A 22945-nucleotide genomic window follows, 5' to 3' on the forward strand; every position below is an offset into this window, starting at 1 on the left:
TACCGCAATGGCCATCATCTTGGGTGCAGGACTGGCGGGCGCAGCCGTGACGGGCACGTCCGCGCAGGCCCCGATGCCGGAGGCCCCGGCGTTGAAGTTCGTCTTCACGATCCGCGCCGAACTCCTGCCGCCGGTCGAACAGGGTACAGTCGACGGCCTGCGCAAGCGCTTCATCGCGATCAGCGGCGGTCGCGTCGATGGCCCTCGCCTGCACGGCAGCGTGTTGCCCGGCGGCGGTGACTGGCAGACGATCGATGCAGCCGGGCGCACCGAGGTTTACGCGCATTACGCGTTGAAGGCTGCGGACGGCACCATCATCGACGTCGTCAATCCGGGCGTGCGCATCGCGTCGGCCGAGGTGACTGAACGGCTCGCGCGGGGCGAGACGGTCGATGCCGGCGCCTATTACTTCCGCACAACGCCCCGCTTCGACGTTGCGGCCGGGCCGCACGACTGGCTGCGGCGCAGCGTCTTCGTAGCGCGCGGCGTGCGCAAGCCCGACCATGTCGAAATCCACATCTTCGCCGTCGAATGACGGCACCCCTACCCATTAGGAGACACCACATGACCATCGATCCCGTTGAACTGGCGACTGTCGCCGTCACCGTCGAAGACGGCATCGCCTGGGTGAGTTTCAACCGGCCCGACAAGCGCAACTGCATGTCGCCCCGCCTCAACCGCCAGATGATGCGCGTGCTCGACGATCTCGAATTCCGCGAGGATGTCGGCGTGCTGGTGCTGACCGGCGAAGGCACCGCCTGGTCGGCGGGCATGGACCTCAAGGAATATTTCCGAGAGACCGAGGCGGACGGATTGCGTGGCACGCGCAAGGCGCAGCGCGAGAGCTATGGCTGGTGGCGGCGGCTGCGCTGGTATCAGAAGCCGACGATCGCGATGGTCAACGGCTGGTGCTTCGGCGGCGGCTATGGCCCGCTGTTCGCGTGCGACCTCGCCTTCGCGGCGGAAGAGGCGCAATTCGGCCTCAGCGAAATCAACTGGGGCATCCTGCCCGGCGGCGGCGCAGCCAAGGTCGCGACCGAACTCACCTCGTTCCGGCGCGCGATGTACCATGCGATGATGGGCGAGAATATCGACGGCAAGACTGCGGTCGAATGGGGTTTCGTCAACGAGGCGCTGCCGCTCGACCAGCTCAAGGCGCGCGTCGCCGAGGTGGCGAACGTGCTGCTCAAGAAGAACCCGGTCGCGCTGAAGGCGACCAAGGATTCGATCCGCCGCGTGCGCGAGATGACCTATGACAATGCCGAGGATTATCTGATCCGCGCGCAGGAAGCCGCCAACAGCTACGACAGCGAGGGCCGCAAGGAAGGCATCAAGCAGTTCATCGACGACAAGACCTACAAGCCCGGTCTTGGCGCCTATGACAAGACCAAGCAGCGCTGAGCGGGAGCGGACATCATGACGGTCGAGACCCTGACGCCACCCGCCGCTTTGGCACCCGGTCACACGCTCGATCGGCTGCTGCGGCCCCGATCGGTCGCGATCGTCGGCGCATCCGACAAGCTCGGCGCGCTCGGCGCGTCGGTGCTGGCCAATTTGGACCGCAACGGCTTTTCCGGGGCGGTCCACCTCATCAACCCCAAGCGCGCCGAGATCGGCGGACGGCCGTGCCTCGCCTCGGTCGATGACCTTCCAGATGGTGTCGATGCGGCGGTGCTGGCGATCCCGCGCGTGGCGGTGCTCGACACGGTCAGGGCGCTGGCGGCGCGCGGCGTCGGCGCGGCGGTGATCTTCTCGGCCGGGTTCGCCGAAGGTGGCGAGGAAGGGCTGGCCGAACAGCGCGAGATCGGCCGGATCGCGTATGAGACGGGGATGGTGGTGGAGGGGCCGAACTGCCTCGGCATGACTAACTTCATCGATCGCGTACCGCTCACCTTCGTCGAGACAGACGCGGTGGCGCTGGGCGATCGCAAGGGCATCGGCATCGTTTCGCAGAGCGGCGCGATGGCGTGCGTGCTCGGCACGACGCTGGCGAGCCGCGACCTCGGCCTGTCCTTCTCGGTTTCGACCGGCAACGAGGCGGCGTCGGGCGTCGAGGACTATGTCGAGTATCTGCTCGACGACCCCGCCACGCAGGTGATCGCGATGATCGTCGAGCAGTTTCGCAAACCGCAGCGCTTCCTCGCGGCGGCGCGGCGTGCGCGGACGCTCGGCAAGACGATCGTGCTGCTGCATCCGGGCAAGTCGAGCGCGGCGCGTGAGTCCGCCGCGACGCATACCGGCGCGATGGCGGGCGACTATGCGGTGATGCGCGTCAAGGTCGAGCGGGCGGGCGTGGTGTTCGCCGAAACGCTGGAGGAGCTTGGCGACATCGCCGAGATCGCGCTGCGCTGCCCGACGATCCCGCCCGAGGGCGTCGCGGTGCTCGGAGAATCGGGCGCGTTCAAGGCGCTGACGCTCGATCTGTGCGAGGCGCTCGATCTCGACCTGCCGGTGATCGACGATGCCTCCGCGCCGGCGCTGCGGGCGGCGCTGCCCGAGTTCGTCGGGGTGAGCAATCCGCTCGACCTGACCGCGCAGGGGCTGGTCGATCCCGATCTCTATTACCGCACGCTCGCGGCGTTGTTTGGCGACGATCGCTTCGGCAGCATCGTCACCGGGATCATCCAGACCGATCCGGTGACGGTCGGCATCAAGGTGCCGCCGATCCTGCGCGCGGTCTCCGAGTTCAAGCCCGCCAAGCCGGTGATCTTCGCCGGGCTGGACGAGGGCGCGCCGGTGTCAGCCGAGTATCTCGCGCAGCTTCGTGCGCTCGGCATCCCATATTTCCCCTCGACCGAACGCGCGTTGCGTGCGCTCAAGCGGCTGACTGCACATGCGGCGCGTGATTTCGCGGAGGCGGTGACCGAACCGATCGCCGGTCTCGATCTGCCCGCCGGTGGCGTGGTGCCCGAATATCGCGCGAAGGCGCTGCTGGCGCCGCTCGGTATTCCGGTCCCTGCGGGTGTGTTCGCCATCACTGTGGAAGACGCGCTCGCGGGTGCGGAGCGGCTTGGCTATCCGGTCGCGATCAAGGCGCAGTCACCCGATCTCAGCCACAAGAGCGATGCTGGCGGCGTGATCCTCAACCTTGCCGATGCCGATGCGTTGCGCGCTAGGTGGGCGCGGCTTTATGCCAATGTCGCGGCCTATGATCCCGGCCTCACGCTCGACGGCGTGCTGATCGAGGCGATGGGCCAGCGCGGGGTCGAGCTGATCGTCGGCGCGAAGAACGATCCCGAATGGGGGCCGGTGATCCTGATCGGCTTCGGCGGCGTGACGGCGGAAATCCTCCACGATGTCCGGCTGCTGACACCGGACCTGCCTGTCGCGGCGATCGAGCGGGAATTGTACCAGCTCAAGAGCGCGGCGCTGCTACGCGGGTTTCGCGGGTCGCCAGCGCTCGACGTGCGCGCGGTGGCGGCGCTGGTGGCGACGGTCGGCCGGATCATGCTGTCGGCGCCGAGCATCGCCGAGATCGATCTCAACCCGGTGATCGTTTATCCGAAGGGCGTGATCGCGCTCGACGCGCTGATCCTGACGTCGGCCTGATCGCCGGGCGGCTTGGTTGATCTCCGAAGGCAGGCTAGAGGAAGCCGCGATCGTTGAGGAGATCAACCATGCCGTTTCCCGCGCCCTACACCGCTGATCCGGCGCGCTATGATGGGCGCATGCCCTATCGCCGCACCGGACGCAGCGGCCTCAGATTGCCGGCGATCAGCCTCGGGCTGTGGCAGAATTTCGGCGGCGCCGACGTGTTCGAAACCGGCCGGGCGATCCTGCGCCGGGCGTTCGATCGTGGCGTCACCCACTTCGATCTCGCCAACAATTACGGCCCGCCCTACGGATCGGCGGAGGAGAATTTCGGGCGCGTCCTCGCCGCCGACTTCGCCGCCCACCGCGACGAACTGATCATCTCGACCAAGGCGGGCTGGGATATGTGGCCGGGGCCATATGGCGATGTCGGCTCGTCCAAGAAATATCTGATCGCGAGCTGCGACCAGAGTCTCAAGCGGATGGGACTCGACTATGTCGACATCTTCTATTCGCACCGGGTCGATCCGGCCACGCCGCTCGAGGAGACGATGGGCGCGCTGGTCCAGCTTCATCGACAGGGCAAGGCGCTCTATGTCGGCATATCGTCCTACGAACCCGGACTGACCCGGCAGGCCGCTGCGATTTTGGCCGAAGAGAAGGTTCCGCTGTTCATTCATCAGCCGAGCTATTCGATCCTCAACCGCTGGATCGAGCGGGACTTGCTCGCCACGCTGGACGCGCTCGGCACGGGCTGCATCGCGTTCTCGCCGCTTGCCCAGGGGATGCTGACGAGCAAATATCTCGGTGGCGTGCCGGAAGACGCGCGGGCAAACCGGCAAGGATCGCTGTCGCAGGCGCTGTTGAGCGAGCGGAACCTGTCCGCGATCCGCACGCTCGACGACATCGCCAGGCAGCGTGGCCAGACGCTCGCGCAGATGGCGATCGCCTGGGTTCTGCGCGATCCGCGTATCACCTCGGCGCTGATCGGCGCGCGCACGGTCGAACAGCTCGACGACTCGCTCGATGCCGTGAAAGACCTTGCGTTCACGGCGGACGAGCTTGCCGCGATCGATGCGGCGGCCGAGGACGGCGGGATCAACATCTGGTCGGGTTCGTCTGAAATCTCGACGGTGCCGGCGGCGCAAGGCGTGCCTGTCTGACGGTGCCGCACGGCGGTTACGGTCCCGGCGGTATCCCCCCGAACACCCGCCCGCTGCCGACCGCCGCCCAGGCATGATCCCGCATGATGCGTTCAGCGTCGTCGGGATCGCGCCGCAGGATCGCGTCAATGACATCGCAGTGCGCCTGATGCGCGCTGCGCAGATGCTCGAACTCGGACGGACGGTCGCTCCAGTCGAGTGCCAGTGCCGATGCCGACGCGAACGGGAGATGGTTGTTGCGCGCCAGAGCGTAGCCGATCGAAGGATTGCCGCTCGCGTCGATCAGCAAGGCGTGGAACGCGACGTTATAGGCGTAGAACAGGTCGAGCGCGCCATCGGCCAGCACGTCCTCGGCGAAGATCGCCGCACCGTCGGCTAGACAGGTTCGAAACGCATGCTGTTCCGCCGCAGTCAGCCCGCGCTGCGCCAGCCGCCTGGCGGCCAGCCCTTCCAGCACCCCGCGCACTTCGATCGCGCCATTGATCTCCGACGCCGTGATCGACCGCGCCGCATAGCCCCGCGCGCCCAGCCTGACCACCAGCCCTTCGGCTTCCAGAGCGCGCAGCGCGGTACGCACCGGCATGCGCGACACGCCGAGCGCATCGGCAGTGGCGACTTCGCCGATCCGTTCGCCGGGCTGGAACGTGCCTTCGGCGATCATCCGCCGCAGCGAGACGATGACATGCTGGCCGGGCTTGAGCGGCTTCCCGGCTGGCGTTGGCGGTGATGGTCGATCGTTCATGGTGCGCTTCTGGACAGACTCGCGCCGCTGTCAAAGTTCAACCATCTCCGCCGTGTCGATGTCCTGCGCTTCGGCGCCCGGCTGCTCGGCGGCGATGGCGCGCTCGATCATCATGCGTGAGCGTACCCCGCCCGCATCGATGTTGAGCTTGAGCAGCTTGCGATCGGGATAGCGGCTGAGGTTGGCCTGCTGCCGTTCCAGCATCTCCAGGTCTTCGCCGAAAATCCTGCCCTGCCCTTCGCGGATCGTATCGGTCAGCGCCGCGTCCGCGATGGCGAAGCGGCGCGCCATGCCCCAGAAATAATGATGCGACGTCTCCGTCTCGGGCGTGATGAAATCGACCACGATCGAGGATGCCTTGGCCGCATCCTCGGCATCATATCCACCGCGCCCTTCGAGCGCGACGCCGACTTCGATCATGACATGGCTCGGCAGGGTGAACCGGCAAATCTGCCAGCGATCGACCAGCCCGTCGTCGGGCAATCCTGCACCGCGCAGCGCCATCTGCCAGAAGGGCGGCGCGACGATCGCGTCCATGAAGCGGCTGGTGACGACCTCTTCCGGCGTGGCGCGGGTTTTGACCGGCGCCTCGTCGATCTCCTTCTGCCCGATGCTGCTGGCATGGACATAGGTTTCGTGGGTGAGGTCCATCAGATTGTCGACCATCAGGCGATAGTCGCAGGCGATATGATAATAGCCGCCGCCGTAAGCCCATTGCGGGCTTTCCGCCCATTCGAGATGGTGAAGCTTGGCGGGGTCCGCCGCGTCCGCATCACCTGGCCAGACCCAGACGAAACCATAGCGTTCGATGATCGGATAGCTGCGGATCGCCGGAAAGCCGCCTACGCGTTGCCCGGGCATGTCCGAGACCTTGCCACGGCAGTCGGTCGCCAGACCATGATAGCCGCACACGAGCGCGCCATCCCGAACGAAGCCCAGGGAAAGCGGCGCACCGCGATGCGGACAGAAATCTTCGAGCGCGGATACGGCCCCTTCCGAGCTTCGAAAGAAGACCATCTTCTCACCACAGATGGTTCGACCGAGCGGGCTGGCCCCGATCTCGTCTGCCGCGCAGGCGACATACCATGCGTTACGAATCCACGGCGTCCCACCTTCGCTCACGACATCGATCTCCTCTTCGTTGGATCCAATACAGGCTTTACTGGATCCAATGTCAAGGAAATCGTCGTCACCGTGCAGACCCGGTGGGCCGGGCGGCACCTTTTCCGTGACCTGTCACGCTACGATTTGAAGCCTCGGTTTGCCTGCCGGCCTTGGCTGGAAATCGGTGGCCCATCTACCGTCCAGCGATTTGAGGAACGCCCTAAGCCCCATTGGCCGGGCGAAGAAATAGCCCTGCGCCATTCTGTAGCCGAGCTCGCGCAACTGCTGGAGTTGACCATCCGTCTCGACCCCCTCGATGATACAATCGAGTCCGAGCGTCTGGCATAGCCCGAGGATCGCGGAAATGATGTTGCGTCCCGACGCCTCATCCATGTCCGCGATGAAACTGCGATCGACCTTGACCTTGTCCAGCGGAAGTCGGTGCAGATAGCTCAGGCTCGAATAGCCCGATCCGAAATCGTCCAGCGCGATTCGTATGCCCAGCGCGCGCAAGCGTTTGATGCTGGCGACGGCCGCCTCGAAATCGCGCATCAACGCGGTTTCGGTCAGCTCGAACGTGATCCGCTTGGGATCGATTTCGTCACGCTCGATCATGTCGATGAGCAGGTCGATCGTGTCGGCGGAGACGATGTCGCGCGCCGACAGGTTGAACGAGAGTCCGATATGTTCGGGCATTTGGGCGAAGCACGTCAGTGCGTTTCGGAACAGGCTGGCGGTGATGACGTGCATCAGGCCGAGCCGCTCCGCAGCCATGATGAACTGGTCAGGCTTGATCGGGCCGAGTGTCGGGCTGGTCCAGCGTCCCAGCGCTTCGACGCCGAGTACGGCCATATTCTCCGTGGAGAAGATCGGTTGAAACTGGACGTGCAGTTCCGTGTCGAAATCGGCGGTCTGCATCGCCGCTTCGAGGACGCGTTCGGATCGGATGAGCGTCTCATGCTCCGCCGAGAACAGCGCGCACGCACCGGGGTTAAGCGATTTGACGTGATACAGCGCGTAGTCCGAACGGTCGAACAGTTGATGGACCGAAGCGCCGGCATCGGGAAAGATCGCGACCCCGCCAGAGCACCCAAGAGCGATCCGCTGCCCTTCGATGTCGAACGGCTCGGTCAGCAGGTCGCAAATCCGCTGGCCGATCTCACGAGCGTGATCGATGTCGTTCAGGATCAGGATTCCGAATTCGTCGCCGCCCAGCCGGGCCACCTCGCACGCCTTGCCGGCCAGGCTCTCAAGCCGTGCGCCTACAGCGGCGAGAAGACGGTCTCCGAAGACATGCCCATAGGTATCGTTCACCGGCTTGAAGCGGTCGAGATCGAGAACGCCGACGGCGAACCGCTCGCCGGTCAGCTTGCGGGATGTCAAAACCGAGTCGAGCTGGGCGAAGAAGTGTCGCCGGTTGGGCAGGCCGGTCAACACGTCGGTCAGCGCCAGCCGGGCGTTTTCCCTGCTCAGGCGTTCGGCCTCCGCCTGTTCAGCAGCCAGGCTAACCTGCGATCGCACGAGAGTCGCGAACGCCGCGAAGCTGTTCTGCAACACCCGGATCATCACGCCCGTCACCAAAACGATGTTGAGCGCCATCGCGATAAAGACCGAGCTGCCGTAGAGAAAATTGTAGACGAGATACGGACTCAGCACCGTTATGGTGACGAGAAGCGCCGTCTGCGGGACGCTGATCAGGCAGAAGATGCAACCGATCACCGTGACCGCGACGAAAAGCGAGACGTGCGCGTGCTCGGATGGGCCTCCATAGCGGTAGAGCGCCAGCGACCAGCTAATGAAGGCCACGCACAGCGGGCCGGCGAAAATCGTCGTCCTGCGCAACGTCCGGCGGGCCACCACCGCGTCGATTGCGGTGACGGGAGGCGCAAACACCCATATCGTCAGCCGCCAGCAGCACATCAGGATCAGCCCCCCGGCGATCTCCACCGTCAGCCACCCCGGCGTGTAAGCATAATGGGTGTAGCTCACCGCACACGCGTTGAGGATCAGCAGCGAATACATGAGAGGTATCTGCCGCTTGAGCTCGCCATATTGCGCGACCCGAATATCGGGTTCACCAGCGAAGCTGAGCCAAGCGTAGAAACGGCGCAACATGCCCAACACCTCCAAACATGGCTATGCATGTGCAGAGGTTAAGAAGAGCCTATGATCGAACAAAGATCAAGCGCCCTGCAGTGTCCAAGTACAGTATCGCGCGATTCTTCCCGCCCGGATCGTATGCGGGACGCGACCGATCTTCTTCACGGTCGCTACCTGCATAGATCAGCAGCGCTGGATATTCAGAACCCGAATGGTCCTCCCGGACGCGAAGGCGACGAAGCTCAGCTTCCCAGTTCCGCCAGGAAGGCGACGTGATCGAGCGGGCGCGAGAACATCGGGAAATTCTTGGTGATCGACGCGTCCTGCTCGGCTGCGCTGAGCGTGGCGGTGCAGTCGGTCAGCGTGACCACGCGGTAGCCGCGTTCATAGGCCGAGCGCATGGTCGATTCGACGCAGCAATTGGTGAGGAACCCGGCAATGGCGAGATCGGCAATCCCACGCTGGCGCAGGATGAAATCAAGGTTGGTGCTGGCGAAACAATCCAGCCCGCGCTTGCCCTCGATGACGATGTCAGCGTCCGCCGGCGTCATGTCCGGCGCGAACTCGGCGCCCCAGGTGCCCTTGCGAAAGGCCTGCGCCTGAACGATCCCGGCAAGAATGCCATAGGGTTCGCTCGGCACTTCGGGATAGCCGGGGGCAAACGTGATCGGCGCGTGCAGGATCGTCGCACCAGCCGCACGCGCCTGCGCCGCAACCACCCGGCTGTGTGCGAGCATATCGGTCTGCGCCATCACCTCCGCGACGGCGGCGTGCTGCGCGCCGCCTTCGCTCACGAAATCATTCTGATATTCGATGAACAGCACTGCGGTGGTGGCGGGGTTCATGTCAGCTCTCCGATGATTCAGACCAATGCCGGCAGGTGTTCGAGATGCTTGTCGAGCGTGATCGGATAGTCGCGAATGCGGACACCGGTGGCGTTGTAGACCGCATTCGCAACGGCCGCGCCGACGCCGCACAGCCCGAGTTCGCCGATGCCCTTGGCCTTCATCGGGTTCGCCTTGTCATCGGCTTCGTCGAGGAACACGACCTCCTGATGCGGGATGTCGGCATGGACCGGCACCTCGTAGCCGACGAGATCGTGGTTGACGAAGAAGCCGAAGCGCGTGTCGACCGTCAGCTCCTCCATCAACGCGCCGCCGACGCCCATCGTCATCGCGCCGATCACCTGGCTGCGCGCGGTCTGCGGGTTGAGGATACGCCCCGCCGCACACACCGCGAGCATTCGCCGGACGCGGATGACCCCGGTGTAGGCATCCACGCCGACCTCGACGAAGTGCGCGCCGAAGGTGGAAAGCTGATAGGTCTTGTCGAGCTTGCCATATTCGATCTTGTCCTCGGCGACCAATTCGCCGGCATCGGCGGCCTGGGCGAGATCGGCCGAACGGTTGCCGCTGCGCACCTTGCCGCCCTCGAACATCGTATCCGCCGAGTTGAAGCCGAGCCGCTGCGCCACCGCCTCACGCAGTTTCACGCACGCAGCATACACGCCGGCGGTCGCGTTGGCCGCGCCGAACTGGCCGCCCGACCCCGCCGACACCGGAAAGTCCGAATCGCCGAGCTTTACGACCACCGCGTTGACGGGCACGCCCATCATCTCAGCGGCGGTCTGCGCGATGATCGTGTAGCTGCCGGTGCCGATATCGGTCATGTCGGTCTCGACCGTGACGATGCCACCCTTGCCGAGCCGGACGCGCGCGGCCGACGTCATGTTCATATGGTCGCGAAACGCGGTGGCGACGCCCATGCCGATCAGCCAGCGCCCACCGCGGACCTGCGCTGGCTTGGCGTTGCGCTGCGACCAGCCGAACCGCTTGGCGCCATCTTCGAGACAGCGCACGAGCTGCCGTTCGGAATATTTGCGCCCGGGCTTCTCGGGATCGACTTGCGTGTCGTTCTTGATGCGGAAGGCGATGGGGTCCATGCCGAGCTTCTCGGCCATTTCGTCCATCGCGATTTCCAGCGCCATCAGCCCCGGCGCCTCGCCCGGCGCGCGCATCGCATTGCCTTCGGGCAGATCGATCTCGGCGAGGTGCATAGAGGTCATTCGGTTGGCACCGGCGTACAATTTCTTGGTTTGGTTGACCGCCGTCTCCGGGCCGCCACCGGGCTGATCGCCCGAACCGCTGTCATGCGCGATCGCGGTGATGATGCCGTCCTTGGTCGCGCCGATGCGGATATGCTGGCGCGTGGCGGGGCGGTGCGTGGTGTTGTTGGCGATGAGCGGCCGTTGCAGCGCCAGCTTGACCGGTCGGCCCGCAGCCCGCGCGCCGAGCGCGGCGAGCACGGCGTCGCTGCGCAGGAACAGCTTCCCGCCGAACCCGCCGCCGATATAGGGCGACACCAAACGGACCTTATTCTTGGGCATACCGAGCGTCTTGGCGAGATCGCCGCGGCCCCAATCGATCATCTGGTTCGAGGTCCATACCGTCAGTTCATCGCCACGCCACGAAGCGATCGATGCGAACGGCTCCATCATCGCATGGCTCTGGTCGGGCGTGCTGTAGTGCGCGTCGAGCTTGACCGGAGCGGCCGCGAATGCCTGGTCGAACTGGCCGACCCGGTCGACCGCCGGCTTGCCGTCGTCGCTGTCCCCGCCGGTGAGCGCCGCGGTCTTCAGCGCCTCATCGAGATCGAACCGGCCCTCGGCGCGCGCATAATCGACGCGGATCAGCGCCGCTGCCGCACGCGCCTGTTCGAACGTCTCGGCGACGACGATGGCGATCGCCTGATGATAATGATCGATGTCAGGGCCGCCGAGCAGCTTGACGGTGTTGAAATTGCCCTTGCCGAGCTTGCCGGCGGTATCGGCGGTAACGATCGCCACCACGCCCGGCGCCGCCTTGGCCTTGGTGAGATCGATCGCGCTGATTCGGCCCTTGCCGATCGCCGCACCGACGACATAGCCATAGGCCGCATTCGCGATCTCGCGGTGATGCTCATAGGCGTAGGGCGCGGTGCCGGTGGTCTTGAGCGGGCCATCGATCCGTACATGCGCGCGGCCGACCACATTCATCCGGTCGATGGGGTTGGCGCCCTCGGGCGTTTCGAACTTCATGCGGTCGTCCTCGCTTCGGCCATCGCCGCCGCCAGTGTGCGTTCGGCGAGCGGCAGTTTGAACGCATTGTCGTGCGTGGGCTTGGCGCCGGCGAGCAGCTTGGCGGTGACAGCCTTGGCGCCACGCGGCAGCTCCGCCTCCGCCGCTTCGTCGCGCCAGGGCTTGTGCGCGACGCCGCCGAGCGCGACGCGGCCAGTGCCGTCGGGCTGAATCACGGCGGCGACCGAGATCAGCGCGAAGGCGTAGGACGCGCGATCCCGCACCTTCTCGTAGACGTGCTTGCCGCCGATCGGCTTTGGCAACGTCACCGCCGTGATCAGCTCGCCGGGTGCCAGCGCAGTTTCGATATGCGGCGTATCGCCGGGCAGGCGGTGAAAGTCGGCGATCGGGATCGCACGGGTCTCACCAATCGCGTTGACCGTCTCGACCGTGGCGTCGAGCACGCGCATCGCCACCGCCATGTCGGACGGATGCGTGGCGATACATTTGTCGCTGGAGCCGATCACCGCGAGCTGGCGCGAGATGCCGCCGATCGCCGCGCACCCGGAGCCGGGCTTGCGTTTGTTGCACGGCATGTTGGTGTCGTAGAAATATGCGCAACGCGTGCGCTGGAGCAGGTTGCCGGCGGTCGTCGCCTTGTTGCGGAGCTGACCCGAGGCGCCCGCGACGATCGCGCGCGAGAGCACGCCGTAATCGCGGCGGACGCGCGAATCGGTGGCGAGATCGGTATTGGTGACGAGCGCACCGATGCGCAGCCCGCCGGCGTCGGTCGGCTCGATCCGATCGAGCTTGAGATCCTGCACGTCAACGAGGTGGACGGGGGTTTCCACCTCGATCTTCATCAGGTCGAGCAAATTGGTGCCACCGGCGATGAAGCGCGCGCCGGGCCGGGCCGCCACCGCGCGCGCCGCCGCGACGGGATCATGCGCCCGCTCGTAGGTGAACGCCTTCATGCTTTTTCTCCGGCCACTTCGGCGATCGCCTCGGCGATGTTCGAATAGGCGCCGCAGCGGCAGATGTTGCCGCTCATCCGCTCGCGCAGTTCGAGGTTCGAGAAAGCCGGGCTGACGGCGATGTCGGCCTGCACATGGCTCGGCACGCCGCGCTTGATCTCGTCGAGCACGCCGACCGCCGAACAGATCTGCCCCGGCGTGCAATAGCCGCACTGATAGCCATCATGTTTGACGAATGCGGCTTGAAGCGGGTGAAGCTTTTCGGGCGTGCCGAGACCCTCGATCGTGGTGACGTCATCGCCTTCGTGCATCACCGCGAGGCTGAGGCAGGAATTGATCCGTACGCCATCGACCAGCACGGTGCAGGCGCCGCACTGGCCATGATCGCAGCCCTTCTTGGTGCCGGTGAGGTGGAGATGCTCGCGCAGCGCATCGAGCAACGTCGTGCGCGTATCGAGCGTCAGGTCATGCCGCTCGCCATTGACCTTGAACGAGACCTTCACCGGCGCGGGATCGGCGGCGGGCCTGTCGCCCGTCCGCGCGCTGGCATGGCTTGTGGCGACGACGGCGGTCGCCGCGCCACCGGCAAGCACGCCGCGCCTCGACACTACCGGTTCCGGCATGTTCGGCATCGCATCGTCTTTCTTTGCTGTACGGGAATCGCGTTTCACAACGGTCTAACGCACATCTCACGATTCTGTCACCGTGACCGGCGTTCATATCAGCAATGAGCGGGATTCATGATTGAGCGCTTGGGCGCTACGCCTTCAGACGATCGATCAGCGCCATAGCCCCATGCGGCGCGCGGACCTTGGCGCCGTTGATGAAGAACACGAAGGTCTCGCGCGGGCGTTTGTCGGGCGGTTCGGACGACGCATATGGCAGGCCGCCGGGCTGCTCGCCGCGCGCCCAGCGGCGCGATACGTCGGCCCAGTGATCGAGCGCTTGCGGGGCATAGCCCGCCGGCTCGTCTTCGGTCGCATTCTCCAGCCGCGCGTAGACGAAATCGCCGGTCACGTCGGCGATGGCGGGATAGTCGGCCGAGTCGGCGTAGACCAGCGCCACGCCGGCCTCGCGCGCCATCGCGACGAACTCCGGCACCGCGAAGCTCTCGTGTCGGACCTGCACCGCATGACGCAGCGATACGCCGTCGTGGCTGGCCGGCAGCAGCGCGAGGAAGGCGCGGAAATCGTCCGCGTCGAATTTTTTGGTGGCCATGAACTGCCACAGGATCGGGCCGAGCCGATCGCCCAGCTCGACGATGCCCTGACCGACGAACTTGGCGACCGATTCGCCCGCCTCGGCCAGCACCTTGCGGTTGGTGCAATAGCGCGACGCCTTGAGCGTGAAGACGAAACCGTCGGGCACCGCCTTCGCCCAGCTTGCGAAGGTCGCCGGCTTCTGGCTGCTGTAATAGGTGCCGTTGACCTCGATCGCGGTCAACTTGCCTGCCGCATATTCGAGCTCGCGCTTGTGCGGCCATTTCTCGGGAAAGAAGCTGCCGCGCCACGGCTCGTAGGTCCAGCCGCCGATGCCGACGCGAATCGCAGGGGTGTCGCTCATGCTGGCAGTATAGCGCACGCTTGCGGTGCGCGCCCAATGGTTCCCGCGCCGCCCGAAAATATCGAGGTGGAATGCCGTGCGCCGGATGCCTAGCTCAACCGCCTGACAGAACGGAGTTTCGAGATGGCCGGATCGGCATTGGTGGTGGGCGCGAGCGGGATCGTCGGCAGCGCGACGGCGGCGTTACTCGATGCACAGGGATGGACCGTACACGGACTGGCCCGACGCCCGCTTCAGCAGGCCCGTGTCACGCCGGTCGCCGCCGACCTTCAGGACGCGCAAGCGACCGCCTCGGCAATCGCCGGACTGAGCATCGACGCGGTGTTCATCACGACATGGTTGCGGCAGGACAGCGAGGCCGAGAACATCCGCGTCAATTCGGCGATGGTGCGCAACCTGCTCGACGGTCTGCGTGCCGCCAACGCCGGCGCGCGACATGTCGCGCTGGTGACGGGCCTCAAACATTATCTCGGGCCATTCGAATCCTATGGCAAAGGCACGCTGCCGCAGACGCCGTTCCGCGAGGAGCAGGGCCGGCTCGATGTCGAGAATTTCTATTACGCGCAGGAGGACGAGCTGTTCGCCGCCGCCGCGCGCGATGGCTTCACCTGGAGCGTGCATCGTCCGCATACCGTGATCGGCAAGGCGGTCGGCAATGCGATGAACATGGGCACGACGCTCGCCGTCTATGCCACGCTCTGCCGCGAGATCGGGCGGCCATTCCGCTTTCCGGGGTCACCCGCGCAGTGGCACGGGCTGACCGACATGACCGATGCCAAGCTGCTCGCGCACCATCTGTTGTGGGCGACCGAAACCCCCGCCGCCGCCAATGAGGCGTTCAATGTCGTCAATGGCGATGTCTTCCGCTGGAGCTGGATGTGGGAGCGCATCGCCGCGTGGTTCGGTTTGGAACCAGCGCCGTTCGACGGCGAGATCCTCCCACTCGAAACGCAGATGGCGGACGATGCGGCGGTGTGGCGGCGCATCGCCGAGCGCGAGGGGCTCGCCGAACCCGATCTCGCCCGGCTCGCCTCGCCGTGGCATACCGATGCCGATCTCGGCCGGCCGGTCGAAGTCGTCACCGACATGTCGAAGAGCCGGCGATTGGGCTTCACCGGCTATCAGCCGACCGACGACGCCTTTACCGATCTGTTCGAACAGCTTCGCGCCGAGCGGCTGATTCCGTGACGCGCGACTAGACGGTCACCTGTTCGCCCAGCTCCAGCACCTTACCCGGCGGGATATGGAAGAAGTCGGTCGGGTCGCTGGCGTTGCGTTGCAGGAACATGAAGATGCGGTCCTGCCAGATCGGCATGCCGACATCGGCGACGGGCTTGATCGTGTTGCGGCCGATGAAATAGCTCGTCTTCGCCGGGTTGAGCAGTTTGCGCGCGTCGGTGCTTGCGAGGCCGAGATCGTGCGGCACGTCGGGCGATTCCATGAAGCCGTAGGTCAGCACGACCGAACTGAAATTGTCGTCGATCGGCTTGGCGCGGACGCGTTCGTCGGCATCGACGAACGGGCGGTCGGCGGTGCGGATGCTGACGATCAGATTGCGTTCGTGCAGCACTTTGTTGTGCTTGAGGTTGTGGAGCAGCGCGCCGGGAGCGCCCTCGGCATTGGCGGTGAGGAACACCGCCGTGCCCTCGACGCGTTCGGGCGGGCGCTTGGCGAGCGCGGCGGCGAGATCGGCGAGCGGGATGCTCTGCCGCTTCTCGAACGCGCGCACGATGCCGCGCCCGCGCACCCAGGTATAAATCATGAAGCCGAGGACCGCCGCCACCAGCAGCGGCACCCAGCCACCCTCGATCACGCGCAGGATATTGGCGCCGAAGAAGATCACGTCGAGCACGAGGAACGGTGCGATCACCGGGATCGCGCGCAACCGCGACCAGCCCCAGGTGTGCCGCACGACGATATAGGCGAGGCAGGTGGTGACGACCATCGTGCCGGTGACGGCGATGCCATAGGCCGCCGCCATCGAAGACGAGGTGCGGAACTGGACGACCAGGATCAGCACGCCGACCAGCAGCATCCAATTGACCGAGGGGAGATAGATCTGCCCGGCCTGCGACGCCGAGGTCTGGCGGATGCGCAGCCGCGGTAGCAAGCCGAGCTGGATCGCCTGTTGCGTCAGCGAGAACGCGCCGGTGATGACCGCCTGGCTGGCGATGATCGTCGCCAGCATCGCCAGAATCACCAGCACCGGCCGCACCGGCTCGGGCGCCATCAGGAAGAACCAGTCGCGGTCGCCGATGTCGCCGCCCGCCTTGTGCGCGGCCTCGAGCGCGCTCAGCACGAACGCGCCCTGCCCGAGATAGTTGAGGAACAGGCACGGCAGCACCAGTGCGAACCAGCCGATGCGGATCGGCCGGCGCCCGAAATGGCCCATGTCGGCGGTCAGCGCCTCGGCGCCCGTCACGGTCAGGAACACCGCGCCGAGCACGAACAGCCCGGTGACGCCGTGCGTGAACAGGAAGATCGCGCCGTAATGCGGCAGGAACGCGCGCAGGATCGAGATTTCGTCAGTGATGTGCCACAGCCCGAGCCCGCCGATGCACAGGAACCACAGGATGCAGACCGGGCCGAACAGCTTCGACACATGCGCAGTGCCGCGCGACTGGATCGCGAACAGCCCAATCAGGATCGCGATCGTCAGCAGCAGGATCAGATCGTCGCTGAACATCGTGCCCGCGCCGGGCAGCGTCTTCAGCCCCTCGACCGCCGACAGCACCGACAAGGCCGGCGTGATGATCGCGTCGCCGTAGAACAGCGCCGCACCCGACGCGCCGAGCACCAGCGCGATCAGCGAGCGTTTGCCGAGCGAACGCCGCGCCAACGCGGTCAGCGCGAGCACGCCGCCTTCGCCGTGGTTGTCGGCACGCATCAGGAAGACGACATATTTGATCGTCACCACGAAGATCAGCGACCACAGAGCTAGGCTCAGCACGCCGATCACCTCGTTCACCTCGGCGCCGTCGGCGGTGGTGAGCGCGAGCGCGGTGCGGAACGCGTAGATCGGGCTGGTGCCGATATCGCCGAACACCACGCCGATCGCACCGACCGTCGTCGCTACGAGTGCTGGATGCGGATGTGCGGGATGACCTGTCGCTTCAGGCACGGAGGACATGACGGGTTTTGGACCTGACGTTAGACGCGCGGCTGTACGCGCGCTGAACGAGCCTGCAAAGGGAATTGTTGCGGCGCGCCATGCGCCCGATCGACCGCTTGATCCTCAGACCGCTTTGGCCGCATAGCGGGGCATGGTTCGCTTTTCGTTCGCAGATTTCGAGCTGGTCGCGCTCGCGCAGGGGGCCTTGTTCTGGCCGGCGCGGGCGGCGTTGATCGTCGCGGATCTGCATTTCGAGAAAGCGAGCTGGTTCGCGATGCGCGGGCAGATGTTGCCGCCCTATGATTCGCTGGCGACGCTGGCCGATCTCACCGCGCTGGCGACCGCGACCGATGCTGCGGAAATCTGGTGCCTTGGCGACAGCTTCCACGACAGCGCTGGCTGCGAGCGCTTGCCCGAAGCCGCACAGGCGATGCTGCGCACGCTGGCGGCCACGCGGCGCTGGACGTGGATCACCGGCAATCACGATGCCCGGCTGATCGATCGCTGCGGCGGCGAGGTCGTCGAGGAAGCGGTGGTCGATGGGCTGGTGCTGCGGCACGAGGCGGTGGCGGGCGAGACGCGCCCCGAACTGTCGGGCCATTACCACCCGAAGCTGCGGCTGCGCGTGCGTGGCCAGAGCATCTCGCGCCGCTGCTTCGTGGCGACGCCGACCAAGCTGATCCTGCCGGCGTTCGGATCGCTCACCGGCGGGCTTGACGCGGGGCATCCCGAAATCGTCCGCGCGGTGGGACTTGGTGCCGAAGCGCTGGTGCCGGTCGAGAACCGGCTGCTGCGGTTCCCGATCGCGGCTTGAGGCCCCCGCCGCCGTTCAGTCCTTCCATGCCCAGAACAGGTGCGCGGGGGGCACGTTCCACCATTCGAAGCCGTGATCGATCCGCTTGAAATCGGGGGCGAGGAAATCGCGCACCCGCGCGCGGAACTGGTAGACGAGGAACGCGCCGCCGGGCCGCAATACGTCATGCGTCGCGGTCGCGATCGCTTCGCCGACGCCGGACGGCAGCGTCGAGAAAGGCAAGCCCGACAACACGTAATCGGCCGACTCGAAGCCATGTTCGGCGATGATCGCCTGTACGTCCGCCGCCGAGCCGAGATGCGCGATGAAGCGCGAATCGCGAATCTCGTCGCGCAGATGGTCGATGAAATCGGGGTTGGTGTCGATCGCGATCAGCGTCGCGTCGGGCGCGAGCCGGTCGAGGATCGGCTGGCAGAAGGTGCCGACGCCGGGGCCGTATTCGACAAACAGCTTGGTCTTGGCCCAATCCACCCGCGACAGCATCTGCCGGATCAACCGTTGCGAGGAGGGCACGACCGACCCCACCATCACCGGATGCTTGAGGAATCCGCGCAGGAACAGCGCCTGCTGCGATGGCCGGCGCGCCGGCGCTGGCGATCGATCACCGATGGTCGAGAGGGTCAACGGCATATCCTGTTCTGGTTGTCACATTCGCGTAACCAACACGTCGGCAAATCGGTTGCAAGCCCATTGCCGACGGCGCATCGCCCGGCGGCATGGATCAGGACCGCACCGGACAGACGCTCGTCATCTTCCTGTCGGCGCGCACCGCCGTCGATGACCCCGGCTATGCTGCGGCTGCCGAGGAGATAGCGGCACTTGCCGCGCGGCAACCCGGCTATCGCGGCGTCGAGAGCACGCGTGGGCTGGACGGGTTCGGCATCACCATCAGCTTCTGGGCCGACGCGGCGAGCGCGCTGGCGTGGCGTTCGCACCCGCGCCATTCTGAAATTCGCGAGCTTGGGCGGGGGCGGTGGTATGAGTCTTATGAGGTGATCGTCGCCGAGGCTACGCGCGGCTATCGGTGGCCCGGCTGACGCCGCAAGCGCTGTCTGAAACTCCGTTCGTCCCGAGCGAAGTCGAGGGATGTGCCACAAACGCTGTGGCAGGTGTCTCGACTTCGCTCGACACGAACGGGTTTCATAAACGGTGGGCTATTCCGACTTGGGCCTGAGTTGCCCCGGCGAGACGAAGCCGATCGGCTGGAGCGAAGATGCATCCTGTTTCAGCCTTGTCCCGATCTGCTCATATTCCCGCTCCAGTTCGGGCGTCACCGAGGCGCGCGAGTCCTTGAGCGCGGCGTCGAAATGCGCCTGAGTCACCTGACCGATCGACAGCGACTGGCGTAGCGCGATCAACCCGGCGCGGCGCACCAGATCGCCGAGGTCGGCGCCGGTGAAACGGTCGGTCCGCCCGGCCAGATCAGCGAGATCGACATCGTCCGCGAGCGGCATCTTCGCGCTCTGGATGCGCAGGATGCGTTCGCGCCCGTCGCGATCGGGTACGCCGACGTAGATCAGCTCGTCGAACCGGCCCGGCCGCAGCAGCGCGGGATCGATCAGATTGGGCCGGTTGGTGGCACCGATCACGACGACCGCCTGCAATTCCTCCAGCCCGTCCATCTCGGCAAGGATCGTGTTGACCACCCGCTCGGTCACTTGTGGCTCACCCATGCCGCCGCCGCGCGCGGGCACCAGCGAATCGAGTTCGTCGATGAAGATCACGCACGGCGCGACTTGCCTTGCGCGCGCGAACAGCTTGGCGATCTGCTGCTCGCTCTCGCCATACCATTTGCTGAGCAAGTCGCTTGATTTGGTGGCGATGAAGTTCGCCTCCGCCTCGCGCGCGACCGCTTTCGCCAGCAAGGTCTTGCCGGTGCCGGGCGGACCGTAGAGCAGGAAGCCCTTGGCCGGACGGATGCCGATGCGGCGGAACGCGTCGGGGTCCTTGAGCGGTAGCTCGACGCCTTCCTTCAAGCGCATCTGCGCATCGTCGAGACCGCCCACATCCTCCCAGCGGACGCGCGGCGCCTCGACCATCACCTCGCGCATCGCGCTCGGCTGGACACGCTTGAGCGCGCCGAGGAAATCCTCACGGGTGACCGCCAGGGTATCGAGTACGTCGGGCGGAATCGTGCCTTCGGCGAGGTTGAGGCGCGGCATGATCCGCCGCACCGCCTCGATCGCCGCCTCACGCGCCAGCGCGGCGAGATCGGCGCCGACGAAGCCGTAGGTGGTGCGCGCCAGCTCGGCGAGATCGACCTTGTCGCCAAGCGGCATGCCGCGCGTGTGGATGCCGAGGATTTCACGCCGGCCGCGCTCGTCGGGCACACCGACGATGATCTCGCGGTCGAACCGTCCCGGCCGCCGGAGCGCCTCGTCGATCGCCTCGGGGCGGTTGGTGGCGGCGATCACCACGACATTGGCGCGCGCCTCCAGCCCGTCCATCAGCGTGAGGAGCTGCGCGACCAGCCGCTTCTCGGCCTCGCCAGAGACCTGACCGCGCCTGGGCGCGATCGAATCGATCTCGTCGATGAAGACGATCGAGGGCGCGTTCTTGGCCGCTTCCTCGAACACGTCGCGCAGGCGCTTCTCCGACTCACCATAGGCCGAGCCCATGATCTCGGGGCCGTTGATGAGGAAGAACTCGGCCGCGCTCTCGTTGGCGACCGCACGCGCGAGCCGGGTCTTGCCGGTGCCGGGCGGCCCATGCAGCAACACCCCCTTGGGCGGATCGACGCCCAAACGCTGGAACAATTCGGGGTAGCGCAGCGGCAGTTCGACCATTTCGCGGAGCTGGTCGATCGTCGGCCCCATGCCGCCGATATCGTCATAGGTGACGTCGGCGCGGCGCGCTTCCTTGGGTTCCTCATATTCGGGACGAAGTTCAATTTCCGTATTCTCGTCCACATGCACGACGCCTTTCGGGGTCGTGCTGATGACGGCGAGGCGGATTTCCTGGAGCGCATAGGCGGGCGAGCGCAGGAATTGCTGGACGCCCGGCGGCATGTTCTCGACGCGTTGCTGCCCTGCGGTGGCGACGACATCGCCTTGGGTGAGCGGACGCCCGAGGAAGGTCCGCTTGAGCGCGTTGGATGAGCCTTGCAGGCGCAGATTCTGTTGTGCAGGTGCGAAGACAACGCGGGTCGCAGGCTTCGATTCGACCTTGCGGATTTCGACGAAGTCGCCCGAGCCGACCCCGGCATTGGCGCGCTGAAGCCCGTCGATGCGGAGAATCTCCAGCCCTTCGTCCTCGGGATAGGGCGAGACCGCGCGCGCCGGCGTGATCGACTTGCCTTCGATCGCGATCACATCGCCTTCGGCCAGACCGAGCGCGGCCATCAGCACGCGCGGCACATGCGCGAGCCCACGCCCGCTATCCTCGGGGCGCGCGTTGGCGACCTGCACTTTCTTTACCGCTACCTCGCCGTCGGCCATCTTTCGCTCCCGTCGCACGTCCAAGCGCAGGAGATAGGATGACGGAACGGACAATGCGAGGGGTCCGCCGGAGCGGCGGCCCGAGCGGCGTATCGAACACAAAAAAAGGCCAGCCCCGAAGGACTGGCCGTGAAAGTTTTAGGAGAGGATGCCTGAAAGGCACCCCCTATGTGCAGTGCAGCACGATCTTGTGCAAGTGCGAAGAGATTATGTTGGCATGCATAAATTGCAATCGTGACTCGCTTTTTGCATGATGAGGGTGGTAGATTCGCTGCGAAGCAATTATGTTGCGCTGCACAAGGAACCCGGAGTTCGATGCGCAGACTGCCACCCCTGACCGCGATCGAGGCGTTTGTTCAAGTCGCGCGGCTCGGCTCGATCAAGGCCGCGTCGCAGGAACTCGCCTTGTCCGCGCCCGCGCTCAGCCGCCGCGTCCAGGCGCTGGAGCGCTTCATCGGCAAGCCTTTGTTCGAACGGCGGCATCAGGCGGTGGTGCTCAACGCCGACGGTGAGCGGCTGCTCCAGCAGATCGCGCCCGCGCTCGACAGCCTCTCCGACGCGGTCGAGATCATGACCAGCGGCACCGAAATGCTGCGGTTGCGGCTTGGCATCATGCCGCTGTTCGCCTCGCAGCGGCTGTTCCCCAAGCTCGCCGAACTGCGCGAGAAACATCCCGAGCTGCACCTCGACATCGACACCGCCGGCCACGGTTTCGCCCGGCTCGGCGAGGGACTCGATGCGGTGATCGCGCTCGCACGCGAGATGGACCCGGCGCTGTACGGCAAGCGGCTCGACCGCAATTCGATCTATGTGATCGGCGCACGGGCGATGCTCGAAGGCCCCAAGCCGATCACCAAGCCCGAACAGCTCGCCGGGCTGACCGCGCTTGTCCATAAGGACATGCCCGACCTGTTCACCGAATTCCGCGCCGCCGCCGGGCTCGAGAACACGCCGCCGCTGGCGATAGACCATTTCGATTCGGGGCCGCTGATGCTGGAGGCGGCCGCGCAGGGGCTTGGCGTCGCGTTCATGCACGAAAGCCATTTCGAGGACGCGCGTGATCCCCGGCTGGTGCGGCTATTCGATATCGAGATCGAGAGCCCGTACAGCTATTGGTTCGCCTGCCGCCCGCGCGCGATGTTGCAGCGGCCGGTGAAGCTGTTTCATGATTGGCTGGTTACGGCGATCGCCGATCCATCGGTGTAAAAGCCCTCTCCCCTCCGGGGCAGGGGAATCGCATTTGAGCTGGAGGGAGTAGCGCCGGGCAGGAAAAAGGATTCTGAAGCGTCTTCTGGAAAGACCGGGAGATGCAGGTGCGTGGTTTTCGAGAGTTGTTCGAAGTTGTGCCAG

The 22945-nt window shown here is 65.7% G+C and carries 20 protein-coding genes; 8 read left to right on the forward strand and 12 right to left on the reverse strand.

The window, feature by feature from the left end; genetic code table 11:
• Positions 1-7 precede the first annotated feature (7 nt).
• The 4 genes from EWE75_RS08115 to mgrA all read left to right on the forward strand — a co-directional run bounded on the left by EWE75_RS08115 (position 8) and on the right by mgrA (position 4694).
• On the forward strand, positions 8-535 hold the full coding sequence (locus EWE75_RS08115; protein ID WP_130156267.1) for a DUF3237 domain-containing protein: 528 nt from the start codon (positions 8-10) through the stop codon (positions 533-535).
• Between the two features lie 29 nt (positions 536-564).
• Complete coding sequence (locus tag EWE75_RS08120) at positions 565-1401, forward strand: p-hydroxycinnamoyl CoA hydratase/lyase (protein WP_130156269.1); 837 nt, start codon at positions 565-567, stop codon at positions 1399-1401.
• A 15-nt stretch (positions 1402-1416) separates the two neighbouring features.
• Positions 1417-3549, forward strand: coding sequence for an acetate--CoA ligase family protein (locus tag EWE75_RS08125; RefSeq protein WP_130156271.1), 2133 nt, complete (start codon positions 1417-1419; stop codon positions 3547-3549).
• A gap of 68 nt (positions 3550-3617) precedes the next feature.
• A complete protein-coding gene (gene mgrA, locus EWE75_RS08130; RefSeq protein ID WP_130156273.1) occupies positions 3618-4694 on the forward strand; it encodes an L-glyceraldehyde 3-phosphate reductase in 1077 nt (358 codons plus the stop codon).
• Positions 4695-4710: 16 nt separating this feature from the next.
• On the opposite strand, the gene EWE75_RS08135 is transcribed toward mgrA, so the two are convergent.
• From EWE75_RS08135 to EWE75_RS08170, 8 genes are all read right to left on the reverse strand, one after another.
• Positions 4711-5436, reverse strand: a complete 726-nt coding sequence (locus tag EWE75_RS08135; protein ID WP_130156275.1) for a GntR family transcriptional regulator — start codon at positions 5434-5436, stop codon at positions 4711-4713.
• A gap of 30 nt (positions 5437-5466) precedes the next feature.
• The gene (locus tag EWE75_RS08140; RefSeq protein WP_231708275.1) at positions 5467-6558 is read right to left on the reverse strand and encodes an aromatic ring-hydroxylating oxygenase subunit alpha; all 1092 of its coding nucleotides are present in this window, start codon (positions 6556-6558) and stop codon (positions 5467-5469) included.
• A gap of 114 nt (positions 6559-6672) precedes the next feature.
• The gene (locus tag EWE75_RS08145) at positions 6673-8655 is read right to left on the reverse strand and encodes a putative bifunctional diguanylate cyclase/phosphodiesterase (RefSeq protein WP_130156277.1); all 1983 of its coding nucleotides are present in this window, start codon (positions 8653-8655) and stop codon (positions 6673-6675) included.
• Positions 8656-8882: 227 nt separating this feature from the next.
• Positions 8883-9485 (reverse strand): cysteine hydrolase family protein, encoded by a 603-nt coding sequence (locus tag EWE75_RS08150; RefSeq protein WP_130156279.1) that lies wholly within the window; start codon positions 9483-9485, stop codon positions 8883-8885.
• 17 nt (positions 9486-9502) lie between these two features.
• A complete protein-coding gene (gene paoC, locus EWE75_RS08155) occupies positions 9503-11716 on the reverse strand; it encodes an aldehyde oxidoreductase molybdenum-binding subunit PaoC (RefSeq protein WP_130156281.1) in 2214 nt (737 codons plus the stop codon).
• Positions 11713-12669 (reverse strand): FAD binding domain-containing protein, encoded by a 957-nt coding sequence (locus EWE75_RS08160; RefSeq protein ID WP_130156283.1) that lies wholly within the window; start codon positions 12667-12669, stop codon positions 11713-11715. Before EWE75_RS08160 ends, paoC begins: the two co-directional genes overlap by 4 nt.
• On the reverse strand, positions 12666-13301 hold the full coding sequence (gene paoA / locus EWE75_RS08165) for an aldehyde dehydrogenase iron-sulfur subunit PaoA (RefSeq protein WP_130156285.1): 636 nt from the start codon (positions 13299-13301) through the stop codon (positions 12666-12668). The genes EWE75_RS08160 and paoA overlap by 4 nt, the downstream gene beginning before the upstream one ends.
• Positions 13302-13428: 127 nt before the next feature.
• Entirely contained in the window at positions 13429-14232 is an 804-nt protein-coding gene (locus EWE75_RS08170; protein ID WP_130156287.1) for a DUF72 domain-containing protein, read from the reverse strand.
• Between the two features lie 123 nt (positions 14233-14355).
• On the opposite strand from EWE75_RS08170, the gene EWE75_RS08175 reads away from it, so the two are divergent.
• Complete coding sequence (locus EWE75_RS08175; protein ID WP_130156289.1) at positions 14356-15420, forward strand: SDR family oxidoreductase; 1065 nt, start codon at positions 14356-14358, stop codon at positions 15418-15420.
• A gap of 7 nt (positions 15421-15427) precedes the next feature.
• On the opposite strand, the gene EWE75_RS08180 is transcribed toward EWE75_RS08175, so the two are convergent.
• The gene (locus tag EWE75_RS08180) at positions 15428-17362 is read right to left on the reverse strand and encodes a potassium transporter Kup (RefSeq protein WP_130156291.1); all 1935 of its coding nucleotides are present in this window, start codon (positions 17360-17362) and stop codon (positions 15428-15430) included.
• Positions 17363-17495: 133 nt separating this feature from the next.
• On the opposite strand from EWE75_RS08180, the gene pdeM reads away from it, so the two are divergent.
• On the forward strand, positions 17496-18158 hold the full coding sequence (gene pdeM / locus EWE75_RS08185; RefSeq protein WP_130156293.1) for a ligase-associated DNA damage response endonuclease PdeM: 663 nt from the start codon (positions 17496-17498) through the stop codon (positions 18156-18158).
• A gap of 15 nt (positions 18159-18173) precedes the next feature.
• Here the strand turns inward: pdeM and EWE75_RS08190 are convergent, their stop codons facing one another.
• Positions 18174-18788: a class I SAM-dependent methyltransferase gene (locus EWE75_RS08190; protein ID WP_130156295.1), complete on the reverse strand. Its 615-nt coding sequence runs from the start codon at positions 18786-18788 to the stop codon at positions 18174-18176.
• 86 nt (positions 18789-18874) lie between these two features.
• Between EWE75_RS08190 and EWE75_RS08195 the strand changes: the two genes are divergently transcribed.
• Entirely contained in the window at positions 18875-19195 is a 321-nt protein-coding gene (locus EWE75_RS08195; RefSeq protein WP_130156297.1) for an antibiotic biosynthesis monooxygenase family protein, read from the forward strand.
• 117 nt (positions 19196-19312) lie between these two features.
• Here EWE75_RS08195 and EWE75_RS08200 read toward each other — a convergent pair whose 3' ends face one another.
• Positions 19313-21595, reverse strand: coding sequence for a CDC48 family AAA ATPase (locus tag EWE75_RS08200; RefSeq protein ID WP_130156299.1), 2283 nt, complete (start codon positions 21593-21595; stop codon positions 19313-19315).
• Positions 21596-21910: 315 nt separating this feature from the next.
• Here EWE75_RS08200 and EWE75_RS08205 point away from each other — a divergent pair, with 315 nt between their 5' ends.
• Positions 21911-22801, forward strand: coding sequence for a LysR substrate-binding domain-containing protein (locus tag EWE75_RS08205; protein WP_130156301.1), 891 nt, complete (start codon positions 21911-21913; stop codon positions 22799-22801).
• Here the strand turns inward: EWE75_RS08205 and EWE75_RS25285 are convergent.
• Positions 22759-22945: hypothetical protein (locus tag EWE75_RS25285; RefSeq protein WP_206364721.1), on the reverse strand; the 187-nt coding region annotated here is incomplete at its 5' end. The genes EWE75_RS08205 and EWE75_RS25285 overlap by 43 nt on opposite strands.

It is taken from the genome of Sphingomonas populi, from assembly GCF_004208535.1.
GTDB classification, from domain to species: domain Bacteria; phylum Pseudomonadota; class Alphaproteobacteria; order Sphingomonadales; family Sphingomonadaceae; genus Sphingomonas; species Sphingomonas populi.